This window comes from Spirulina sp. LEGE 11439 (assembly GCF_059821285.1).
On the sequence record NZ_JCAMRX010000019.1, the window covers coordinates 58988 to 82071 of the forward strand.

Consider the following 23084-nt stretch of genomic DNA (forward strand, 5'->3'; position numbering starts at 1 on the left):
TATTATTTTGGTTCTAACATAAAATTTTAAACGATATGCTGATGACAGCGCTCTAAATAATTACGAGCAGCGCGATCGCCTTCACACTCTTCCAGACATTCTTGAAATAAACAGACTGCTTCAGTAAATTTTTTTTTGTAAAACAAAATTACGCCTTTTTCGAATTTTCCCTTAGAATTATTTTTCGCTACTCGCAAATCTGGCAGATCCGCAGAAAACACTTCAAATAAACTCACTGTTTTGACTTTTCCTTTCGCTTTTACTTTGTCAATAAAGCGAAAGTCATACTGAAAAGGATCATCTAACTCGATTAAGGTTTGATGGGTAATTAATAATGGAATGCCATAGGTTTTGGTCAATCCTTCTACGCGAGAAGAAAGGTTCACCGAGTCGCCGATCGCAGTGCCATCCATGCGTCCCGATCCGCCAACAGTTCCTAATATTAATTTTCCTGTATGTAAGCCAATGCCAATACGAATAGGTTGTAAATTTCTGGTTTGTCGTGATGAATTATAGATTTTTAATTCTTCTAACATGGCGATCGCAGCTTTAAGGGCATCATCGGGTGTATTGCTAAAAAGTGCCATAATCGCATCGCCAATATATTTATCAATAAAACCTCCATGTTTTTGAATCAGAGGTTCCATACGCTCCAAATAGCCATTAATAAAGGTAAAATTTTCCGATGGGGTCATCTGTTCGGAAATAGTTGTAAAATCGCGAATATCGGAGAATAAAACTGTCATTTCTCGTTCTACTTGATCCCCGATTTTTACATCAACAATACTCTTTTTCTCTAAAAGTTCAAGCAATTGAGAAGGAACAAAACGCTGACAAGCATCATAAAATCGAGCATTTTCTAAAGAAATAGCGGCTTGAGTTGCAAGGGTTCGCAATAGTGTCATGCGTTCTTGAGTAAAAGTGTCTTTTGTGAGATTGTTTTCCAGATAAATAATACCTTGGAGTTTCCCGCGATGAATTAAAGGCGTACAAGCGATCGATTGACATTGATACTTTTGAATATAACTATCGTTCGTAAATTCACCCTCCTGAGTAGCATTGTTTAAAACTACAGTTTCATGAATACGAGCAACATAATAGACAATTTTTGCAGATAGTTTTTTGAATTTAGCAACAGGAATGGGTTCTTTTTGGTTGACATTCCGCGAACTTAAAATCGAAACTTCTTGAGCTTCAGCAGTTGCTGTCACTAATAAATCCTCATTACGCGGTAAAATTAAAATCCCTCTTTGCGCTCCCGCATTCTCGACAACAATGTGCATTAATTTAGCAAGCAAGGCATCAAGTTCAATTTCTTCAGAAAGAGCTTGAGATGCTTTGATAGCAGAGGTAAGATCGAGTTGAAAATCCGTTGCAGTGATAGCATTAATCGTAGGAGAATTATTAGAAGTTAAGTTAAGGTCAATTTTTTGAGAAAGATTGCTCAGAAATTGGGGATATTTAACTTCAAGTTGATGGATTTTTGTTTTCGCACCCCAACGAGTATAACAATAATAGGCTTCTTGGAGATAAACAAATGCAATTCTTTCTTTGCCCCAGTCAAGGTAAAATCTAGCAGCGAGTTCGTTGGCTAAGGCTTCTTCCTGAAGATATTTGTTTTTCTTTGCTGCCGCGATCGCGCGATCGTAGAATTCCATCGCTTCGAGATATTGTTGTAAAACCTGACATTTTTTTGCCTCAACTAAGTAATATTTATGCAAATAATTGGCAACGCAGTGATGTCCCCATAGTTTCAGCCTTTCCTGATTATTATTAACTCGTTCGAGCAACAATTGCCTCTTTTCAACTCGAGCATTGGTATAGAATTCGAGTTGGAGCAAAGAATCGTAGAGAAAGAAACAAGGTTGTACGAGATGGGCTGTAACATTTGCTACATATTTCTTGGCAATATCAGCATACTCACCAGCCTTCTCATAATTCTCAAAAAGATAAGCAAGAATTAATTTATTAGTTTGTGCAATAAAAAGTCCAAAAAATTCACCAATATCATAGTGTTTTGGTATTTCTTGATATTCATTGTAGCTATCTCCTGATAAAATCCAAGGTTGTTCACTATCTTCTAGTAAATTCAATACGGTCTGATAGTAAATTCGACTCCAACAACCTGATACTTGCTGATGAATTTGGTCAATTACCTGATTGTAATAACCAATCTCTTTTAACAGTTCAGTTAATTCTAATCCAGCAAGAAAAGAGGCAGCACAACAGAAGAGAAAACCATAACCCGCATATTCTAAGTCTCCGGACTCAATTGCTTCTTGAGAAGCTATTTTCAATGGTAACAAAAGATTTCTTAGACTTTCTTTCCAGTGGCTAACTGCATAGTAGGTGACTATTTTTCCTCGAGTTTGAATTCCTGAAAATGGAAATTTTTCTGTTATCGCTATTGCTAATTGTCCAAATGTATATCCTGTTTCGATATTATCAAAAGCACCACATAAAAGTAGTCCATAATCCGCATAAGTATGAGCAGATTCTTGAGAATTTCCATATTTTATACACAGAAATGTACGAATACAAATCTCAATAGCACTGAGTTGAGGGGCAACAAAAAAAGTTGCGGAATGAAGATTTGTCAGGATTTTAACAATTGCTAATTTTTGGATATCTTGATTAAGAGGCAGATCTATTAAGCGTTTAATATTCTTCCCTTCTACAGCTTGCTTTGCTTGATTGATTATTCTCTCGGCTTCTGATGGCTGTGGATGCAAGCTGATTTTTTCTCCTAATTCTTCAAGAACTTTGAGAGCCGTAGTCACCGCGTGCAAAGCTTGATTTTGAGCAATTGATGATTGTATGATAACTTCATAAATATTGATTTTATCTAAAGTTGAATGGGCATGCTGTAATATTTTTTGACAATAAGATTCCATGCTAGAAAAATCTCCATTCATACAAGCAACTTCTGCTGCTTTATTGTATAAAAATAAGGCGAGTTTATATTGATTGTCCCAGCAGTTTTCTGAGAGCAAATTAATGCTAATATTGAAGTGGTAGCTAGCAACATCATAGGCAGTTGATGCTTGAGCTTTTTTACCTGCTTTTATATTCAAATTGATTAATTCTGCTTTCTTTTGTTGAGATATCAGAGAAGAATTAATACTATAATTTATCTGGCTCACGATATCAAAAATCTTTTCTTCTTGTTCTTCATCTGTCGTATTTGCTAATATAATTTCGCCAATTCCAACATGAATGCTTGCTTTGAAGTGTTCGGGAATTAGGGAGTAGGCTGCTTGTTGAATGCGATCGTGTCCAAATTTATAAGATTGAATGAGAAGATTTTCATCTGGTTCTGATAGTGGCATAATCAAACCAAGATTAATGGCAATTTTCAACAACTCACAGGTTTCTTGTGGGGATTTTTTTCCCACCCATGTTATCAGATTCAAATCAAACTCTACTCCCCAACAAGCGGCAAAAGATAAAATTTCTTGACTAGAGGTTGGTAATTTTTGAAGTTTTTCGACCATCAATTCCACTACATTATCTGTAAATCCTCTCGCTTTGATTGCGACTATATTCCATTGCCAAGTTTTTAATTTACGATTAAACTGTAGTAATTCTTCACGGTATAATGCTTGTAAAAATTCATTAATAAAGAAAGGATTTCCTTCAGTTTTTTGAAGAATTAGACGCGCGAGATCTCTAACAATATCTGGATTTTTATCAAGCGTATCTCCGAGCAAACAGATAATTTTTTCTTCTGGTAAAGGATTTAGCGATATTTTTATACTCGTGTTTTCATTATTTCGATCTTGCTGTAGTTTGTCTAGAAAAATTGCTAAAGGATGCTTAACAGAGACTTCATTATCTCGATATGCTCCCAGTAGTAATAGATATTTCGCTCGATCCTCAATTAATAGTCGTTCTATTAATTTTAATGTTCCTAAATCTGCCCATTGTAAATCATCGAGAAATAGCGTGCACGGATGCTCTAAATCACAGAAAGCACCAATAAAATTTCCGATAACGAGATTGAAACGATTTTGAGCTTCATTTGCCCCTAATATTGGTATAGAAGGTTGTTTGCCGATAATTAATTCTACTTCGGGAATAACGTCAATGATAATTTGTCCATTATTTCCCAATACGTTTAATAATTTTGTTCGCCAAGTTTGCAATTGTGTCTCGCTTTCTCCTAATAATTGCCGAATTAATCCTCGAAATGCAGATACGATCGCTGAATAGGGAATATTGCGTTGAAATTGGTCGAATTTTCCTGAAATAAAATAACCTCGACGGGCAGTAATTGGCTTGTAAAGTTCTTGCACTAATGCTGATTTACCAATACCGGAATGACCGGCAACTAAGAGTAGTTCAATTTTCCCTGTTTCGACAACGCGATCGAATGCTGCGAGTAATATTTCGATTTCTTTTTCTCGTCCGTAGAGTTTTTGAGGAATTTGCAAGCGATCGCTAATATCTTGCTGACCCAGAGAAAAAGAAGTAATTTCTCTTGTTTCTTTTAATTGTCTCAAACAATTTTCTAAATCAGCTTTTAATCCAGAAGCACTTTGATAGCGGTCTTCGGCATTTTTTGCCATTAACTTTATAATAATATCTACAATAGCTTGAGGAGTATGTAACAAGTGACTGCTATCTATTGTCTCTGGCATTTTAGCAATATGACAATGAATTAATTCCAGTACATCTTCGGTAGCAAAAGGGAGGGTTGCAGTTAACAGTTCGTAGAAGGTAATGCCCAAGGAATAAAAATCTGTACGATAGTCTAAATTACGATTCATCCGCCCAGTTTGTTCTGGGGAAATATACGCGAGAGTCCCTTCTAATACATGAGGGTTTTTCAGTGTGGGATTTTCTCGATTCAGTTGAGTGGCAATGCCAAAATCAATTATTTTTAGTTCTTTGGTTTGGGGATTAAAAACAATATTGGCAGGATTAATATCTTTGTGAATAATATTCTCTGCATGAATTTGCCCTAAACTCTCGGTGATGGCGATCGCGATCTCTAAAAATTCTTGCAGAGAGAATTTCTCACGCTGTTTTAACCATTGTTTGAGAGAAATTCCCCCAAAGTCTTCAAGAATCATGACATAGCTTCTTTGCCATTCTTCCAAGCCATAGGCTTTAATAATACCCAGAGCATTTAACTGGCAGGTCAGTTGATATTCCTGTTTGTAGCGGCGAATTTGCTCGGAAGTAGGATAATCGCGATTGAGAAATTTAAGAATAACGGGTTGTCTGTCCTCAACTCGTCGAGCACGATAGACCTGCGAGTTATTGCTATCGTAGATTTGCTCAAAGTCCTCGTATCTGGCAAGAGAAATCATGAAATGTTAGGTTGAAAGAGTATATAGCTTAGACAGATATTCTATTGTAGTTCTTCATCATAAATGTACTCAGCACCTAAATGCTTACCGAGAGTCTCAACAATTTCCGTCAGTTTTTTATCATTAATTGTACTTCCAAAATTCAGATACGTTCATTCTAACTCACGAATTGGCGATATATTGCTGACACCGCTCTAAATAGTAGCGAGCAGCACGATCGCTAGCACAGCGATCGAGACATTCTTTAAATAACCGGGCGGCTTGAGGAAAAACTTGCTGGTGAAAAAGCATCACACCTCGTTCAAATTTATCTTTGGTTTCTTGTTTGACACCGCGAAGTTCTGGAGGATCGGCAGAAAAGATTTCAAATAAACTCACCGCTTTTGCTTTGCCTTTGGTTTTAACGCGATCGATAAATCGGATATCGTATGCTAAGGGGTCGTGCAAGTTTTCCCAAACGCGATCGCTAATTAATAAAGGAACTCCATAGGTTTTGGTCAAGCCTTCTATGCGCGAAGAAAGGTTGACTGAATCGCCGATCGCCGTGCCATCCATGCGTCCCATTCCACCAACAGTTCCTAACATCAATTTGCCGGTATGCAAGCCGATACCGATGCGAATGGGAATGAGATTGTTGGCTTGGCGATCGGCATTGTAAATCTGCAATTCTTCTAATATAGCGATCGCGGCTTGTCCGGCTAAGATTTGTACGCTCTCGACTTGTTTTTTAGTAAAAGCGCCGACGGTGAGGTTATTCTCTAAATATGCAATACCTTGGAGTTGACCTTGGTTAATGAAAGGAACGCAAGCCAGAGAATGGCATTGATGTTGTTGAATGTAGGGATCGTTGGCAAACATATTTTCGCGGGTTGCGTCGTCCAAAAATACAGTTTCTCGAGTGCGGGCAACGTAGCGAATGATACTGATGGGAATTGCCGGAAAATCTTCGAGAGGCGTTGAGGGCAAAATGCTTGGTTTTTCCCAGTCTATCTCTTTGCTGGCAGCGACAGTTAAACGTTCTTCGCTTGCTAATAGTAAAACACCCTTTTGTGCTCCAGCATTTTCGACGAGAATTTCCATTAAAGCCGAGAGCAAGCGATCGAGGACGATTTCGCTGGAAATGGCTTGGGTAGCTTTGAATACCGAGATAATATCGAGATTTTCGCTTTCCTTTTGGGTTGCTACTGGTTCTCGTTGTCGCGGTCATTTGATGTAGCGTTGAATGAGTTGTTTGAGAGGCTGTACTGGAAAGCAAGCGAGGATAATTTTCTTCGAGATGCTTGACTTTTGCTGTTGCTCCCCAACGTTGGTAGCAATAATGGGCTTCTATCATATAAAGTCGAGCAAATTTTTCTTGTCCCCAGTCGAGATAAAATTTGGCAGCAAGAAGGCAGAAGCGGAGGTATTGCCATAAGTTATTGAAAAAAATAATAATACTCTCATTGTTGGCCGTGATTCCATCAAAATCTTTCACATATTTTGCTAATTTATCTAGCCAAGGGTTAATAAACTTCAAGGCAATACTTGTGCCAATAATTGCCCCAATACTTTTAATCATGCCGATACCCAGAGCAATCCAAAATGCGATCGGAATTTTCTGGATAAGATTTAAGCTATAGTCGCAAACATTTTCACCCTGATAGATCAGATAGCCATTAGACATCTCCGATAATTCGGAAAAACGAGGCTGAAACCCTGATTATGCCGTGCAAAAATCAGGTTTCCCGGAGAGGTCTATTGCAACCAATAATTGCCAACGAGAGAAGAAAACCGATAATAAAGAGAAAACCGCGAATATTGCGACGCGCGATCGCGGCACTCTTTCTCCATTTTTTCAAGATCGGGAGTTTAAAAAGTTGTCGATAGACTTTGCTAAAACTCCAATCAAGGAGAAAGCAAAAGATAATAACAAAGCTCACTTCTGCTACAATTGTAACAATATTAACCGTCATGGTTGTCATAATTGCTGCTTTCTCCTTGGATGCAATGTCACTTGAATTGAATCAATCTTTAAATTATTTACCAATCGGGTAATTTTTGTCAAATTCCAATTTATTAGTTGAGAGAGTAAGGTAATAAACAGCTAACAATGCTTTTTTTTAACTGGCTGCAATCTCCTCAATTGATATATCGTCAGGATCGATATCGGGGTCATTGGATGCAAAGATAAAGGCATAAATTCTGTTTATTTCTGAGTGGGTGGGAAGTGCGATCGCAAGCGAGAAATAAAATGAATCAAGGGAGATTTAGGGGGAGATTTTAGCGTATCGGGAACGCGAAACATTCGCTCTTCAATCTGCGCCCAAGTATCGGGAGTTACTTTAGCGGCAGCTTCTTTACATTCCAGTAAAATCCGCGTGGCGTAGTGATAATTATTAATTTCTTGTACTTCTTTTCGAGTCCAATTAATTAACTCAAACTTGAGGTTAAATGCAGCTAAAACTGTATTGATTAGTTTTTGGGCAAAAGCGCGATGCACTTCTTTTCTTTCCTCTTCCCTCGGAATTTTCTCCTTTAAGGCTTTTAATTGACCGAGAAATGTGGAAATATCTAAATGGGTAAAAACAGGCTGCAACTTTTGCATCTCCTCGACAGCTTTAATCAAACATCTGAGAGCTAAAGCGTTGGCATTAGAGTAGGCATAGGCGTTAGCGTTAGCGTAGGCGTTGGTGTAGATATAGGCGTAGGCGTTGGCATAGGCATTAGCATAGGTGTTGGCGTTGGCATAGGCATTAGCATAGGCGTTGGCGTTGGCATAGGCATTGGTATTGGTGTAAGTGTTGGCATTGGTGTAAGCGTTGGTGTTGGCGTTGGCATTAGCGTTGGCATTAGCATTGGCGTTAGCGATCGCCCTTTTGGTAACGAGAGGAAGCGTACCGCCAGAATCTTTCGTTTCTTGTTCTGCCCATTGTAGAATAGGAATTAATCGCACCATATTTATCGGTTTGTCTAATAATTTCTCAATTTCCTCCTGAATTTTCATCAGGAGTCGATCTGCTCCTTGACTACCTCTCATTAACCCAGCAACCAGTAAAAACACTTCCTTCCAAGTGGAATCCAAGAGATAGTTTTCAACTAACTCATCAATCCGATTGTCGTCAGTAATATATTGTGCTGTGAGATATTCTTGTAATGTTAGATGAGAGAAAGAATAAATTTCCTCTGCTCGTTCGACAAAAATACCTTGCTGTACAGCGATCGCTTCTAAAACTGCCTCTCCATCTAAATATTCGGGAGCCTGCAAATTTCCCTTTAAAAAGGCTTTAATATTATCTGTGAGAAAACGCTGCTCAAAAAATAATCGGTCTTGTACAAAATTTTGATAAGCAATATCTGCCAATAACATTTCTTCTAATTCAATGCTTAACCCCTCATAAATTTTATCGCGATTAATGCGTTTCTCTGATGCCCATTCCTCCAACAAAATTCGTAGAGCTTTGCGATACAAGATACTGCGATTTTCGGGAAAATTCTGCGACTTATCGTAAATCAAACAGAGAAAAGTTAATAACAACGGCGTTTGTGCAAGTTCCTTTGCGCCCTCATGCTTCTCACTTTGTAATAATTCCCAACAATGTTCAGCCGTCTTGTCTTGCCGATCTTGTTCCGAATTGAACCAATTATTGATAAATTTTTCAATTTGTTCGTCATCAAAATCCGCCATTTCTAAATCCTTGAAACGCCGGAAATTAGAACGATAAGCTGCTGTGCGACAACTGGCAATAAAGCGATTGTTATCGTAGCAATCGACAAAATCTTGAATCTTCTCGATCACTTCATTAAAAATATTTCCCGGCACTTCATCCAAGCCATCAAAGAGAACCAATAATTTACCTTTTTGCAAGGCTTTTTCTGTAAACTTCTCAGCATTGGGAAAGCCACAAATTTCAAACTCATGGGCGATCGATTGTTCGATCTCTATATCGGATTGATTAAAACGCTTTAATTCTAAAAATACAGGGATACAATGATGTTTTTCTAGTCCTCCTTCTTGTCCTTTCAGCATTTCTAAACCTATTTTGCGGAGAAACGTCGATTTTCCTGCCCCGGGCGCACCCAAAACCATTAAATACTGTTCTTGGTTAGCAACCTCAACCCCTCCTCGCTTTTCACATTCTTCCGATCCAAATCGCCGATCTTTACTTTCTCGAAATGATTGTTCGAGAGTATCAATCGACATAAATCGACGGATTCTATATTCATCTAGTAAACGCACATTCGTATAAACTGAGTCTAAAGGTACGGGTTCTCGCATTCCCAACACCTTGAGAATTCCGTGACGTTCCGCATAATTTTTACCATATTGGTTCGATGCACGAGAAATAAGCTGTCTCGTTTGTTCATTCAAACTTGTACCGAAAAAATCAACGAGATTCCCGATTATATCTCTGTTATCTTCCTGTAATATTTCGATAACAATCGGTATGAGATTTTCTTTCGCGATCGCTGCGATCGCACTCCCTGTCAAAAAACCAATCACCATAGCAGCACCAACTCATTTATTTTTACGCCTTCACATATCCTAGCTCAGATTCCGGAATTCGAGCAGTGCGATCGCGCTAACACTGGCATTTGAGCTAAAATAACCAGAGTAACAATTATTCTCAGGCGATCGAGGTGAATAATGCCAACAGTTCTCCTAGATATCAAAACAGTGAATCTGAGTGACGACCAGTTTTTTCAATTGTGTCGCGCTAATGAAACATGGAAACTCGAAAAAACAGCAAAAGGAGAATTAATCATTATGTCCCCGGTTGGCGGAAAAAGTGGAAAACGAGAAGCGAGTTTCATTATCGATCTCGGCATTTGGAACCGTCAAACAGGACGAGGCGAAGTATTTAGTTCATCAACTGTTTTTCGCTTACCCAATGGTGGCAATCGTTCTCCCGATGCAGCATGGATTGAGTTACAGCGCTGGGAAAACCTCACCTCAGAAGAACAAGATAAATTCCCCCCAATTTGTCCCGATTTTGTCATAGAATTGCGCTCTAAAACCGATCCGCTTGAACCTATTCAAGAGAAAATGCAGGAATATCTCGAAAGCGGTTTGCGGCTGGGTTGGTTGGTGAACCCGCAACACCAACAAGTCGAAATTTATCGCCAAAATACTGATATAGAAATTGTCAATTTACCAGCAAACTTATCAGGAGAAGCAGTCTTACCGGGATTTGAGTTAAACTTGCCGCAATTTTAAGGCGATCGCCTTTTATCTCTCATCTTGTTGAAAACCTGAAAAGTGAGAGAGCGATCGCAAGATTAAATTCACAACATTAAATCTAAAGAATGCCAATAAATTTTTTCCTTGTAAATCTTTACATCAATCTTGACAGCGAATGACCCAGCAATTACATTGATGGTAGAAAAACTCTCCGTAGTTTTTCTGAGGAGTGATTGCCATGAATCGAGTCAAAGGTAGAGAGCAATCGTGGATTTTACCGATCTTAGCTGCGATCGCAACTTTAAGTGCGGCTAATTCGGTTTTGGCACAAGCGATCGTACCAGAGGATGGGAGTGCGACCTCTGTTAATATTGAAGGAAGTCGCTTTGACATCAACGGAGGTGAGTTGTCGAGAGATGGGAGCAACCTATTTCACAGTTTTGAGCAGTTTGGCATCGATGCGGGACAAATTGCCAATTTTCTTGCTTCTCCCGACATTCGCAATATTTTAGGGCGAGTAATAGGGGGCGAGCCTTCTCTTATTAATGGACTAATTCAAGTGATGGGCGGGAATTCCAACCTATTTTTAATGAATCCGGCGGGAATTGTTTTTGGGACAGGGGCAAGTCTCAATGTTTTGGGAGATTTTACGGCCACGACGGCGACGCGAATTGGGTTTAGTGATGGGTGGTTTAATAGTGTCGGAGAGAATGACTACCAAAGTTTAATCGGCGATCCGACTCGCTTTGCTTTCGATTTGACACAAACCGGAGCAATTCTCAATGCAGGAGACTTGCGGGTGAAAAGTGAGGCAAATCTCAATTTATTGGGAGGTAGCGTTCTCAATTTAGGAACCATTGAAGCACCGGGAGGAAATATTACCCTTGCGGCAATTCCGGGGACAAATTTGATACGCATTTCTCAAGAAGGAACGATCCTCAGTTTGGAAATTCCTCTGGATGCTTTGGTGACTGGGATTGCAGCGCAGGATTTACCGCAATTGTTGGCAGCTCCAAAGACAAAAGAAATCGCGCAAATAAATTCAAACGAACTACAAAATACGGGTTTGCCGTTAAATGTAGGAAATGTTTCGATTGCAGGGAATGTGACGGGAGAAACAGTACACTTAGCGGCGGCAAATCGGGTACGAATTGCACCATCTCTCGTGCCTTGGGTGAGTACGGGCAATGGAACTTATAGTGCGCCGACAGTGACATTATTTCCTCAAGATACTTCTGTACCTTTGGCTTATACGTTTATCGATGCGACGGTGGAAGATTATCAAGATTTACTCTATGGCGGGCGATCGGGTACGGTTTCGGTGATGGTTACGCCGGATGAGAGTGGGGTTTCAATGGTGGCAGATCGCCTTGCTGTGGTGGTGGAGATGGGACAAAAGGTAGATGAAGTGCATATCGTTGCGGAGGGAAATCAAGGGAATTTTTGGTTGGGAAGCGATTTTGTTTCAGTGGAAAATTTGGAGGAGTATCGCGATCGGTTGCGATCGTGGGGCGAATCTTTGCATGGAAATGCAGATATCTTACTTTACAGTTGTTTGACGGCTTTGGGCGAGATGGGACGTTTGTTTATCGAAGGAATTGCGACAGAAACAGGAGCAAATGTTGCAGCTTCGACGAATTTAACGGGGAGTACCACTTTGGGAGGCGATTGGGTTTTAGAGGCAAGTACGGGGAATATTGAGGCATCTCTGGGGTTTGCATCGGAAGTGAGGGAAAATTATGGGGGAAAATTAGCGGTATTTACCGTGACTGATAGCGGTGATTCGGGAATGGGAACGTTAAGACAAGTAATTGGCAATACCAATATATCGACAGGAGCAGACGAGATTCGCTTTAGTGGAGTGACATTGGTGGATTTGACATCGGGGGAGCTAGGAATTAGTGACAACTTGACGATAACGGGAGGAACAACAAATGTAACGGTACAGCGCAATACAGGAGCAGGAAATTCTCGTATTTTCAACGTAGCGGGGGGAATAACGACGACATTTGATAATTTGGTCGTTCGTAATGGACAGGTGGTGGGAAATGGTGGAGGAGTTTATGCCGCAAACAGCACGGTCAATCTTACTAACAGTACTGTATCAGGTAACTCGAGCAATGCCAATGGAGGTGGGGTTTTTGCAGGTAACGGCACGATCAATCTGACCAACAGTACTGTATCGGGCAACTCGAGCAATGGTAACGGAGGCGGGATTAATGCTGCAAGTGGCATCGCCAATCTCACAAACAGTACCGTATCCGGCAACTCGAGCAACTTGGGTGGTGGTGGGATTTATGCTGCTGGCGGTGAATCTAATCTCATCAATAGTACTGTCTCGAAAAATTCGAGTAGCTTTGGTGGCGGTGGAATTTTTATCACTAGCGGAACGGTCAATCTGACCAACAGTACCATATCCAATAATTCTAGTAATGCCAACGGGGGTGGGATCAATGCTACAAGTGGTACGGCCAACTTGATAAACAGTATTGTATCGGGCAACTCGAGTAACGCAGATGGTGGCGGAATTTATGCGACTAGTGGAACGGTTAATCTGACCAACAGTACTGTATCAAATAATTCGAGTAATTTCGGTGGTGGCGGAATTGATGTCTTGAATGGTCAAACTAACCTCGCAAACAGTACTATATCGAATAATTCGAGTAATGACCCTGGTGGCGGAATTGATGTCGCCAACGGCACAGCTAATCTTACTAACAGTACTATATCGGGCAACTCGAGTAACGCAGATGGTGGCGGAATTTTTGCGGCCAACGGTACAGCTAATTTCACTAACAGTACTGTATCGGGTAACTCGAGTAACGCCAACGGAGGTGGAATTTTTGCGGCTAATGGTACGTTCCGCAATAACACGATCGCTTACAACAGTTCAGGAGGAAACGGCGGCGGCATCTATAGTAGTGGAGGAACATTCAACGTTATCAACACACTCATCGCTCAAAACGTCGCCAATGGGACAAGGAATGACCTTTTCGGTAACTTTGCAGGCAGTACCTTTAACTTTAATCTCATCAGCGAGACTTCGGGTGTCATTAACTTGACCCTAGGGTCAAGCAATATTATTGCCGATCCTATATTGTCTCCTCTTGGTAACTATGGTGGTAATATCAAGACCCACGTTCCTCTGCCCGGTAGTCCTGCGATCGACACTGGAAATATCACCACTGCAACAATAACAGACCAACGAGGCTACAGTCGAGGGATTTCTAGCGGTCAGGCCGATATTGGTGCCGTGGAAGTAACTGCCGACTTCGGCGTAACCCAAACTAACTCTTCTATTATCCTGAATGATTTAACCTTAACTCTCACGAACAACGGTCCCGATCCCGTGGGAAGTGTTTCTCTTGAAGCCTTTATCAATACGATGGGAGTCTCTGTTCTTGATGTTATCCCGTCCCTCGGAACTTATGACTCCAATACAAAACTTTGGGATGTGGGAACTCTCAACAGTAGCTTGCTCTCTACGGGTAATTTTCCTACCTTTGCCGATCTTCTCTTTCGTATCTTCCTTGCTCCTAGTGTGACTGAGCTTCCTGTCGTCCAGATTGCCAATTTTACCTTTATCGGCGAAGATCCTAGTCCCATTAATAATCAAGTCAATTCTTTTATTAACCAATCTCCCGTCTTGTTCTTCGATTCCCACAATCTTACCCATTTACAATCTCGCGATTTTTTTGGGATTCGAACTTCTCTCTCCGCCACTCCTCTCCAAGAATTCACCATTGATGACTTTTTCAGTAATGATTTTGAAAACTATTTTGGCATTATTCCGGTCAAACGATTAAGTCTCGAAGAAATTCAGCAACAATTACGAGAAATTCGAGATGCAACGGGGGTCAATGTTGCAAGTATTTATGGTCTTTTTTCAACTTCTGCTCTAACTTTCATTCCAGAAACTAGTACGGGGGTTGAAGTCGAACCGGAAGATACGGGACTCATGCGATCGCACCATCCCAACGACAGCGATCGCCTCGAACTCCTCCTCATTCTCCCCGAAGGCAACCCTATCCGCAAATCCTCCAACGCCACCCGCGCCGAAGTCCTGAAAATCGCCCGAGAATTCCGTCGCACCGTGACCAATGCCCGTCGTCCTACCGCTTATCTCGATCCGGCGCAACAACTCTATCAATGGCTGTTAGAACCCCTTGAACCCGCATTGCAAAAAACTAATATTCATAACCTCGTTTATATCCTCGATCGCGGACTCCGCACCCTTCCCCTCGCCGCCCTCCACGACGGGGAAAACTTCATCATCGATCGCTACAGTTTGAGTTTAACCCCCAGCCTCGCCCTGACGGATCTGCGTCCCCCCAATCTAACAAAGCAAAAAATTCTAGCGATGGGAGTCTCTCAGTTTAGCGATCGCGACCCTCTCCCCGCCGTGACTACCGAAATCACCACCATCACCGACAATATTTGGCAAGGTCAGACCTATCTCAACGAAGAATTTACCCGCGCCAATCTCATGAAAGCACGAGAACAAACGCCCTACGGTATCATCCATCTCGCCACTCACGGCGACTTTCACCCCGGAGACCCTGCCGAGTCCTACATCCAACTCTGGGACGAAAAGCTCACTCTCGACGAATTGAAGGAACTGGGTTGGGACTCTCCCATCGTCGAACTGTTGGTGTTAAGTGCTTGTCGCACTGCCCTCAACTCTCCCGAAGCTGAATTGGGCTTTGCAGGTTTAACCGTCGCCTCTGGGGTTAAATCTGCGATCGGGAGCTTATGGTACGTGAGTGATATTGGCACCTTGGGATTAATGGCGAATTTCTACGATCGCTTGCAAGAATCTTCCTTAAAAGCTGAAGCTCTGCGACAAGCGCAACTCTCTCTCTTAAATGGTGAAACGCGATTTGAAGGAGGGGAATTGGTCATCGGTGGCGATCGCATTCCCTTGCCGCCAGAACTAACCATATTGGGCGATCGCACTTTCACTCATCCCTATTATTGGAGTGGTTTTACTCTCATTGGCAACCCTTGGTAAATCAGTTATCAGTTATCAGTTATCAGTGGGCAATATTTCCCGTTAAAATAGAAATTGTCGTCCACAGAGAAACCGATGATTGTCGCTACCTCTCGCTTATCCTATGCTGAATTCTTAGCGCAATGTCCGGAAGATGGTCGTTACGAGTTAGTTAATGGGGAGATTGTCAAATTGGAACCAATTCGAGCGCATCAAAACATTGCACGATTCCTAATGTTCGACTTCAATGATGAAATTCGACGGATATCGGCTGATTTTATTGTTGACACTAGCATCCTGATTCAAACTACCCCCCATCAAGCCAGACGACCCGATGTTACGGTCGTTGAATCTCGTGTCTGGAATGCTGATGTAATGACCTATGGCGCATTAACAGAAGCTCCCTTATTAGCTGTAGAAATCGTATCAATGAATTGGGATGATGACTATGTAGATAAACTCGCCGAATACGAACAATTCGGTATTCAAGAATATTGGATTGTCGATTATCTTGCCGTGGCCAGTCGCAGCTATCTCGGTAATCCTAAAGTTCCGACGGTATTTATTCATCGGCTGCATGAGGGAAAATACCAAAGCCAAAAGTTTACCGGAGAAGAACAAATTGCCTCGGGAGTTTTCCCAGAATTAACATTAACGGTTGCCCAAATTATGAACGCCACAAAGATGAGCTAAAGTTAATGGACTGCCACTTCCAACATTTCCTCGGGAGTGAGATGAGAATGGACGACTTCCCCATCCATGAGCCACACAACACGCTGAGTTTTCTTGGCAACTTCCGTTTCGTGAGTTACCATCACCACCGTCATTCCCGAGTCATTGAGTTCGCCGAATAAGTCTAAAATTTCCGCCGTTGTTCGAGAATCTAATGCCCCTGTGGGTTCATCTGCGAGTAAAATTGCCGGACGGTTGACGATCGCTCGAGCGATCGCAACCCGTTGTTGCTGTCCCCCCGATAGTTGATTGGGTCTATTCTGCAAGCGATTGGCTAAACCTACCCGCACGAGGGCTTCCTCGGCGCGATCGCGGCGTTCCGATCGCGACACCCCTGCATAAATCATGGGCAAAATGGTATTATCCAAGGCTGAAGATTGGGGTAATAAGTGAAATTGCTGGAAGACAAAGCCGATTTTTTGATTGCGAATTTCAGCGAGGCGATCGTCGTCGAGAAAAGAGACATCCACGCGATCGAGTAAATAGGTTCCGTAGGAAGGACTGTCCAAACAGCCGATTGTGTTCATTAGGGTTGATTTTCCCGAACCGGAAGGACCCATAATAGAGCAGTATTCTCCCGCTTCTACAGTCAAATTGATTCCATCTAAAGCACGAACTTCAACATCACCACTCCCGTAAATCTTGGCAATATTCTCCATTTGAATGATTTGTATCGGTAAATCTTGTGTTTCTACCGGCTCGCGATCGGAGATCGAGGGGGGGCGATCGAATTTAGACGAATGACCTGTCATAAAATCAAAGAAGTTGACTTTAACTGTTTTAACAATTATCGCTCCTCCATGACCCTATTATGGCTTATTGTCTCAATCCCGAATGCACGCAACCCAAAAATACGAAGCGAGATCGCCTCTGTACGAGTTGCGGTTCTCCTTTACTTCTCAAAGAACGCTATCGTGCTTTAAGGGCATTGGGTCAAGGGGGATTCGGGCGCACCTTTTTAGGCATTGACGAGCATTTTCCCAAACATCCCACTTGCGTTATTAAACAATTATACTTGCAACAAGCCAGTGCTGAAGTAACGGCAAAGGCGATGGAGCTATTTCAACAAGAAGCTGTTAGGCTAAGCGAATTGGGCAATCATCCCCAAATTCCTGCCCTCTACGCCTATTTTGAAGAACGGGGTTATTTATTTCTCGTCCAAGAATATATTGATGGCTATGTCCTAGATTCTGCGTTGTGGCAAAACGAAACTAACAAAGAGGAGAAAATTTGGCAACTTTTACGAGATTTATTACCGGTTTTAAAGTTTATCCACGATCGCCAAGTCATTCATCGTGATATTAAGCCTGAAAATATCATGCAACGCCGAGAAAATGGTCAATTGGTGTTAATTGATTTTGGCGTAGCGCGACTCTTTACAGGGACGGCAATGATGGGAGGGGCAACGATTATCGGTACGCCGGGGTTTATGTCCCCAGAACAGATGCGAGGAAAAGTGCTGCCCGCGAGCGATCTCTACAGCTTGGGAGCAACTTGTTTGAATTTATTGATAGGGGTACATCCTGACGATCTGTTTGACGTGATTGAGGGGCGTTGGAAATGGCGCGATCGCTTACCTGCGGGAACTTATATTAGTCCGAAGTTAGTCAAAGCATTAAATCATTTAATCGAGCCTTCTTTACGCCAACGCGCCCAATCTGCGGAGGAAATGATGCGAGAAATCGGGAAAATCCCCGCCCTGAATCAACCTCTTTCTCCTTCTCCGACGACACAAATTCGGCGGCGATCGACTCCCCAGCAGTTAATTACCGATCCTCAGCAGCGCACTCGCAATATATCGCTACCGCCAACCTCTAAGCCTCACAAAACGCGAGGGTTGATGCCGCGACAAGCCAGTACCGGAGGAGAAATGGAGTTAGAAAGTTTACGCTTAAAGTTATCGGGAGAGGAGGAAGAATCTCGCGTTCGTATCGATTATACCTGCTTAAAAGACCTCCTTTCTCGCAAGCGCTGGAAGGATGCAGATAAGGAAACGAGAGATATTTTGTGTGAATTAATGGGAAAACGAGCAGGAACATATTTGTTTAATCAAGAGATTGAAAAATTGCCTTGTAAAGATTTGCAAGCGATCGATTTTTTATGGTTTAACGCCAGTCAAGGACGCTTTGGTTTTCGGGTACAGAAACAAATTTATGAAAGGGTCGGGAAAGAATACAATTTATTTTGCCAGCAAGTGGGTTGGCCGGTACATGATGAGAAAAGTCATGCTTACTTGCAGTTTAATTTACGATCGCCTTTGGGACATTTACCGTCTCGTTCTTGGGCCGGTGGGGGATGTTGGTGGAAACACGCAGGCATTTTAGCAGAACGTTTGGATCGGTGTGGAATTGGGTAAGAGAAAAGAGTTGATAAAAAAATGTGTTACTTCTCATGGCGAACTTTTCTTTAATAATGCTTTTAACATCGCTGCCATATTGGGCGATCGATAAGTAAAACGAATGGTAAACTCTTGTTTTTCGGGTTCGACTGCAATGACTTTTGCATAAACATCATCCCCAGTTTGGTTGGATTTTTCGCCGTCTGAACTTCCGAAATTTAACTTTAAATTTGTCATGGGTGTAGGAAAACCGCCTTCTTCTTCCTTGACAATTTTAATGATTGCTGATTTTGAGGATAATTGTTTGATTTCCCCGTGATAATAGCGATCGCCAACCTGTTTGCCTGCGACGATTAAATAACGCAGCGATCGCGATTCTAAAAGTTGACAATATATCTCTTTTCGTTGAGGAATCGTGAGATTAAAAGGCGCTTTCACGCCAAAAATTTGATAAATAGAAATATCTCGGATGACTCCTTTGGGACGAATCTTTTGTTCGGCGGCAACTTCCACAAATTCGCGTCCCACTTCCTCCATCGTATGGTCGGAAATGAGGATTTGGCTTCCTGTTGTATAACTTTCGACTCGAAAAGTTAAATTAACATGACTTCCGACGGCTTTGTATTCCGTGTGCAAATCCGAACCCAAGTTTCCCACGACACATTCCCCGGTATTAATGCCAATTCCCATTTCTAAAGTCGGCCAGTTATTTTGTTCCATTTGTTCGTTGACCGAGTCCATGGCTAACTGCATCGCGATCGCACAAGCAACGGCATTTTTCGCATCATTTTCCCCCACGGTTGGCACGCCAAAAAAAGCTAAAACCCCATCGCCCATTAACTCATTGGTCATGCCGCCATAGTCGCTAATAATGCCCAGCATCGTTTGTAAAAAGCAGTTGAGGATATCTACCACCTCTTCCGGGGGCAAACGCTCGGAAATCGCCGTAAACCCTCGTAAATCGGAAGTGAGAATCGTAATTTTTTGTCGTTGTCCTCCCAGTTGCAAACCTTCTGGACTCTCCAATAAGTTCGCGACTACGGCATCATTGAGATAGCGCCCGAAGGTTTGCCGCAGTTTTCCCGCACTGCGAGCTAAATAGGCGGTAATGGCGAGGGTTGCGCTGCCAAATCCCAATAAAGGCGGGATAACGGGCAACCACCACCCTGACAAAATGGCGAGATAGGTACTGGCCAACAATACGGAAACGGTGCCGAAAGAAGCGATCGCACCGCGCAAAATCTGCCATTTTTGACCGCTTCCTTGCGCGTCAATGCCATAACGCCAAGTCCAACTCAAGATTGCACCTAAGAAGCACCAGCCCAATAACCATAATAATTCTGCCCATTCCGGCCCAGTTTTGAAGAGAGGGTCTCCGGCTAACGCGCCTCGGAGATACTGGCTGACGAGATGGGCGTGAATTTCTACCCCTGCACTGGGTCTGGGATTGCCAAAAAGGCCGCTACTGTAGGGAGTGAGAAAGAGATCGTTGGCGCTTTCCCCGATCGCACCAATGAGAATAATGCGATCGCGCCCCCAATCTTCAGGCACTTTTTCCTCTAAAATATCTCGCAAGGCCACAGTTTCAAAATACTCGCGATCGCCGCGATGGTCGATGAGAACTTGAAATCCTCTTCCTGTTCTCGCTCTCACATAACCGCCAGTAAAAGGTTGCACGGGATTGAGAATCGTCTTGCCCCATTGCCATTGTCCCGTTTCCAGTTGCTCTAAAGTTACCCCCTCGGGTTCGAGGTACAACAATGCCAAAGAAGCCGCGAAGCTGGGAATCACATTATCTTCTGCATCGAAAACATAGGCAAACCCTCGCCGCACTCGCCCATCGGCATCTTGAATCGTGTCATTCGCGCCGACTTGCCCTTTTTGTTTCAGAATGGGAGGGGCGGGAATCGTCTCGCGATCGCTGTCCCCCAAGACTTTTTGAATGCCGATAATATTAGGATTTTTGGCAAAGACGCGGTTTAACGCCTCGTGACCCGGTTCGAGGGGAACATCGCGGTAGATGTCCAAACCGATCGCTTTGGGCTGCATGGCAGAAAGTTTGCTGAGGATATCCCCATAGACGCGATCGGGAAAAACAGCCATTCCCTGTTGTTGGATGTCCTTTTCGTCAATGCCAACAATGGCAATGCGCTCGTCGGGAGGAAGGGGAGGACGCAAGCGCAAGTATAGATCGAATGCACCTAACTCCCAAGGTTGCAAGGCTCCCGACATTCGTAGGGCGATCGTCGCGATCGCCGCGAAGGGAGTTGCCGCTAAAACTCCCCGCCATTTCCAAATTCCCGCTTTAACCCTCTGCAGCATTTTGGCTAGTCAATCATTTCTGTGTCGGTGTAGGATTCCAGTTTGACAGATTCGAGGAATTCTCGCCATGCTTGGGGGTTGGATTCCCGCAATCCCCAAAATCCCTCAAATGCTTGCTGCCAAACGCCTTGCTCTGCATAGTAGTTGGCGCGATCGAGGGGCGTGCTGTTTGTGGGGGGTGCAACTTCAAGTCGTTGCATTAGCCCTTTGATCTCTTCATCCGCCGCCGGATTATTGATATCGCAATGAATCAAAAGCGCCCATTGATGAATGATATCGGGAGCAAGTATCACATCATCAGAAACCTCTATTTTTAAGATGCCGGCGGGACTATTCTCGAGGGAAAGTGTGGTTTCATAAACAAGCTCTTCTTGATCGTCGAGAATCTCTAAGGTTGCTTCTTTATTTTGGATGGCGGGCAGATACAAATAGAGGTTGGGATTTCCCGAAGCAGTTCTCAAAGTATTGCTGGGAGGAAGAAGAGCATACACTTTTTGACGAATGGGTTCATCTCCACAGAGTCCGGGACGGGCTCCGGCTCCTCGGGTGTTGGGAGGGGCTCCGGCTGGAGGGGCGGCATCTTGGAAGCCGGCACGGGCGGGGAACTGGGGCAATGTGGCTAGGAGGGTGGCGAAGGTCAAGCCAATGATGAATGAACTTTTTCCGAAGCGCGATCGCATTTTTTTACTTTCCTTGCTTTAATTTCTTTTGGTTTCAGTCTGTCTCAAGCTCAAAAATTGAGATGCACAAGCTGACAGAAAAAGAACTGAACGAGTTCCTTTCAATTTTAGGAAACAATGCGTTAGCCTATCATTTCCGACAACTTGAAGAATGATGTTATTGTGCGATGCTTTTCCACATTTCACTCAATTCTTTGGCAAAATAATCGCGAGAATTGAACGATCTAGAATTTAACTATACTGTTCTCCCGTGTCGAGATTAAACAAGAGATGCAAGGATTGAATCGCGCGGCGGCGAGCTTCGATATCCTGTTGGGCGCGGAGTTGTACCATCGGATCGTGAAGGATTTTATTAACAATGCCTCGGGTAAGGGCTTCGATGGTTTCTTGGTGTTTGTCGGCAAATTCCGTACCCAAGCGAGAGAGGGCTTTTTCGAGTTCTTGTTCGCGAATATCTTCGATCTTGCGACGCAGGCAATTAATAGTGGGAACCGTTTCGAGCGATCGCCGCCAGACTTCATAAGCGATGACTTCTTCTTCCAGTAATTTTTCTGCTTCTTGGGCCATTTTGCGCCGTTGAGCGGTGTTTTGTGCGACGACGGCTTTGAGGTCATCTACATTATAAGTTTGCACGTGGGTCAATTCTTTGACATCGGCATGAACGTTGAGAGGAACAGAAATATCAATGAGCATTAAGGGCTGCTCGGGGGCGAGATGTTCCTCTAATTTGGCGCGGTCTAGAATAGGTTCTGTTGCTCCGGTGCTGGTGAAGACAATATCGGAGTTGGCGATCGCAGCCATCATTTCATCCAAGGGACGCAGGGTTAAATTCGCCTCGGGGAATTTTTGAGCGAGACTCTGCGATCGCTTCTGGGAGCGGTTGACAATAGAGATATTTTCGGCTTTCTTCGAGAGCAAATGTTTCACTAGCAATTGTGCCATTTTGCCCGCTCCAACAATGGTCACGCGCTTATCGGTCAGGTCTTCTGCCTTGATTTTTGCCAATTCTACCGCCGCCGAGGAAATCGATACGGCTCCGGTTCCGATGTTGGTTTCGCTGCGAACGCGTTTTCCCGCCGCGATCGCTTGTTTAAAGAGGCGATCGAGCAATCTTCCCAAACCTTTGTATTTTTGCGCGAGTTTGTGGGTGGTTTTCACCTGTGCCAAAATTTGCCCTTCTCCCAAGACCAAACTATCTAGCCCGCCTGCAACCCACATTAGATGGCGCATGGCATCTTCATGGAGAAGGACAAATAAATGGCGGCGCAACCGAGGTAGGACAATTTTGCTAATTTCCGCGAGAAACTGGGTGACTTCTACGACTCCCGGTTCGCTTTCCGTGGTAATAAAATAGATTTCAAGGCGGTTGCACGTGCTGAGAATGGCAACTTCTTCGATGTGGGGATAGGTTTTAATATGAGCGATCGCTGCTTCGAGTTGAGCTTCGGGAATGCTGACTTTTTCGCGAACTTCAACGGGGGCGGTTTTGTGGCTCAAGCCGACAACTGCAATATTCATAAATACTTCTTAAAATTTCTTTGTCTCTATC

Annotated in this window: 12 protein-coding genes; 4 read left to right on the plus strand and 8 right to left on the minus strand. The window is 43.1% G+C overall.

Annotated features, from left to right (window positions below; genetic code table 11):
• Positions 1-26: 26 nt before the first annotated feature.
• The 4 genes from AC6RV6_RS14505 to AC6RV6_RS14520 form a co-directional block, all read right to left on the minus strand.
• A complete protein-coding gene (locus AC6RV6_RS14505) occupies positions 27-5315 on the minus strand; it encodes an AAA family ATPase (protein WP_500241576.1) in 5289 nt (1762 codons plus the stop codon).
• Between the two features lie 162 nt (positions 5316-5477).
• Entirely contained in the window at positions 5478-6410 is a 933-nt protein-coding gene (locus AC6RV6_RS14510) for a GAF domain-containing protein (protein ID WP_500241577.1), read from the minus strand.
• A gap of 620 nt (positions 6411-7030) precedes the next feature.
• Complete coding sequence (locus tag AC6RV6_RS14515) at positions 7031-7276, minus strand: hypothetical protein (protein WP_500241578.1); 246 nt, start codon at positions 7274-7276, stop codon at positions 7031-7033.
• A gap of 224 nt (positions 7277-7500) precedes the next feature.
• Positions 7501-9798 (minus strand): NACHT domain-containing protein, encoded by a 2298-nt coding sequence (locus AC6RV6_RS14520; protein ID WP_500241579.1) that lies wholly within the window; start codon positions 9796-9798, stop codon positions 7501-7503.
• Positions 9799-9939: 141 nt separating this feature from the next.
• On the opposite strand from AC6RV6_RS14520, the gene AC6RV6_RS14525 reads away from it, so the two are divergent.
• From AC6RV6_RS14525 to AC6RV6_RS14535, 3 genes are all read left to right on the plus strand, one after another.
• Positions 9940-10509, plus strand: a complete 570-nt coding sequence (locus tag AC6RV6_RS14525) for a Uma2 family endonuclease (protein ID WP_500241580.1) — start codon at positions 9940-9942, stop codon at positions 10507-10509.
• Between the two features lie 202 nt (positions 10510-10711).
• Positions 10712-15484, plus strand: coding sequence for a CHAT domain-containing protein (locus AC6RV6_RS14530; RefSeq protein ID WP_500241581.1), 4773 nt, complete (start codon positions 10712-10714; stop codon positions 15482-15484).
• A 75-nt stretch (positions 15485-15559) separates the two neighbouring features.
• Positions 15560-16156 carry a Uma2 family endonuclease gene (locus tag AC6RV6_RS14535; protein WP_500241582.1) on the plus strand — a complete coding sequence of 199 codons (597 nt, stop codon included), beginning with the start codon at positions 15560-15562 and terminating at the stop codon, positions 16154-16156.
• Positions 16157-16158: 2 nt separating this feature from the next.
• On the opposite strand, the gene AC6RV6_RS14540 is transcribed toward AC6RV6_RS14535, so the two are convergent.
• Entirely contained in the window at positions 16159-16854 is a 696-nt protein-coding gene (locus AC6RV6_RS14540) for an ABC transporter ATP-binding protein (RefSeq protein WP_500241603.1), read from the minus strand.
• 152 nt (positions 16855-17006) lie between these two features.
• On the opposite strand from AC6RV6_RS14540, the gene AC6RV6_RS14545 reads away from it, so the two are divergent.
• Entirely contained in the window at positions 17007-18551 is a 1545-nt protein-coding gene (locus AC6RV6_RS14545) for a protein kinase domain-containing protein (RefSeq protein ID WP_500241583.1), read from the plus strand.
• Between the two features lie 33 nt (positions 18552-18584).
• Here AC6RV6_RS14545 and AC6RV6_RS14550 read toward each other — a convergent pair whose 3' ends face one another.
• The 3 genes from AC6RV6_RS14550 to AC6RV6_RS14560 all read right to left on the minus strand — a co-directional run bounded on the left by AC6RV6_RS14550 (position 18585) and on the right by AC6RV6_RS14560 (position 23053).
• A complete protein-coding gene (locus AC6RV6_RS14550; RefSeq protein WP_500241584.1) occupies positions 18585-20855 on the minus strand; it encodes a CHASE2 domain-containing protein in 2271 nt (756 codons plus the stop codon).
• Between the two features lie 5 nt (positions 20856-20860).
• Positions 20861-21535 (minus strand): DUF928 domain-containing protein, encoded by a 675-nt coding sequence (locus AC6RV6_RS14555; RefSeq protein ID WP_500241585.1) that lies wholly within the window; start codon positions 21533-21535, stop codon positions 20861-20863.
• Positions 21536-21766: 231 nt separating this feature from the next.
• On the minus strand, positions 21767-23053 hold the full coding sequence (locus tag AC6RV6_RS14560; RefSeq protein WP_500241586.1) for a glutamyl-tRNA reductase: 1287 nt from the start codon (positions 23051-23053) through the stop codon (positions 21767-21769).
• Between the last annotated feature and the right edge of the window lie 31 nt (positions 23054-23084).

Coding starts and splice junctions, on each gene's coding strand:
- AC6RV6_RS14555 (WP_500241585.1), bottom strand. CDS start 21,535: ATGCGATCGCGCTTCGGAAAAAGTTCATTCATCATTGGCTTGACCTTC.
- AC6RV6_RS14530 (WP_500241581.1), top strand. CDS start 10,712: ATGAATCGAGTCAAAGGTAGAGAGCAATCGTGGATTTTACCGATCTTA.
- AC6RV6_RS14540 (WP_500241603.1), bottom strand. CDS start 16,854: ATGGAGAATATTGCCAAGATTTACGGGAGTGGTGATGTTGAAGTTCGT.
- AC6RV6_RS14515 (WP_500241578.1), bottom strand. CDS start 7,276: ATGACAACCATGACGGTTAATATTGTTACAATTGTAGCAGAAGTGAGC.
- AC6RV6_RS14520 (WP_500241579.1), bottom strand. CDS start 9,798: ATGGTGATTGGTTTTTTGACAGGGAGTGCGATCGCAGCGATCGCGAAA.
- AC6RV6_RS14535 (WP_500241582.1), top strand. CDS start 15,560: ATGATTGTCGCTACCTCTCGCTTATCCTATGCTGAATTCTTAGCGCAA.
- AC6RV6_RS14560 (WP_500241586.1), bottom strand. CDS start 23,053: ATGAATATTGCAGTTGTCGGCTTGAGCCACAAAACCGCCCCCGTTGAA.
- AC6RV6_RS14525 (WP_500241580.1), top strand. CDS start 9,940: ATGCCAACAGTTCTCCTAGATATCAAAACAGTGAATCTGAGTGACGAC.
- AC6RV6_RS14550 (WP_500241584.1), bottom strand. CDS start 20,855: ATGCTGCAGAGGGTTAAAGCGGGAATTTGGAAATGGCGGGGAGTTTTA.
- AC6RV6_RS14505 (WP_500241576.1), bottom strand. CDS start 5,315: ATGATTTCTCTTGCCAGATACGAGGACTTTGAGCAAATCTACGATAGC.
- AC6RV6_RS14545 (WP_500241583.1), top strand. CDS start 17,007: ATGGCTTATTGTCTCAATCCCGAATGCACGCAACCCAAAAATACGAAG.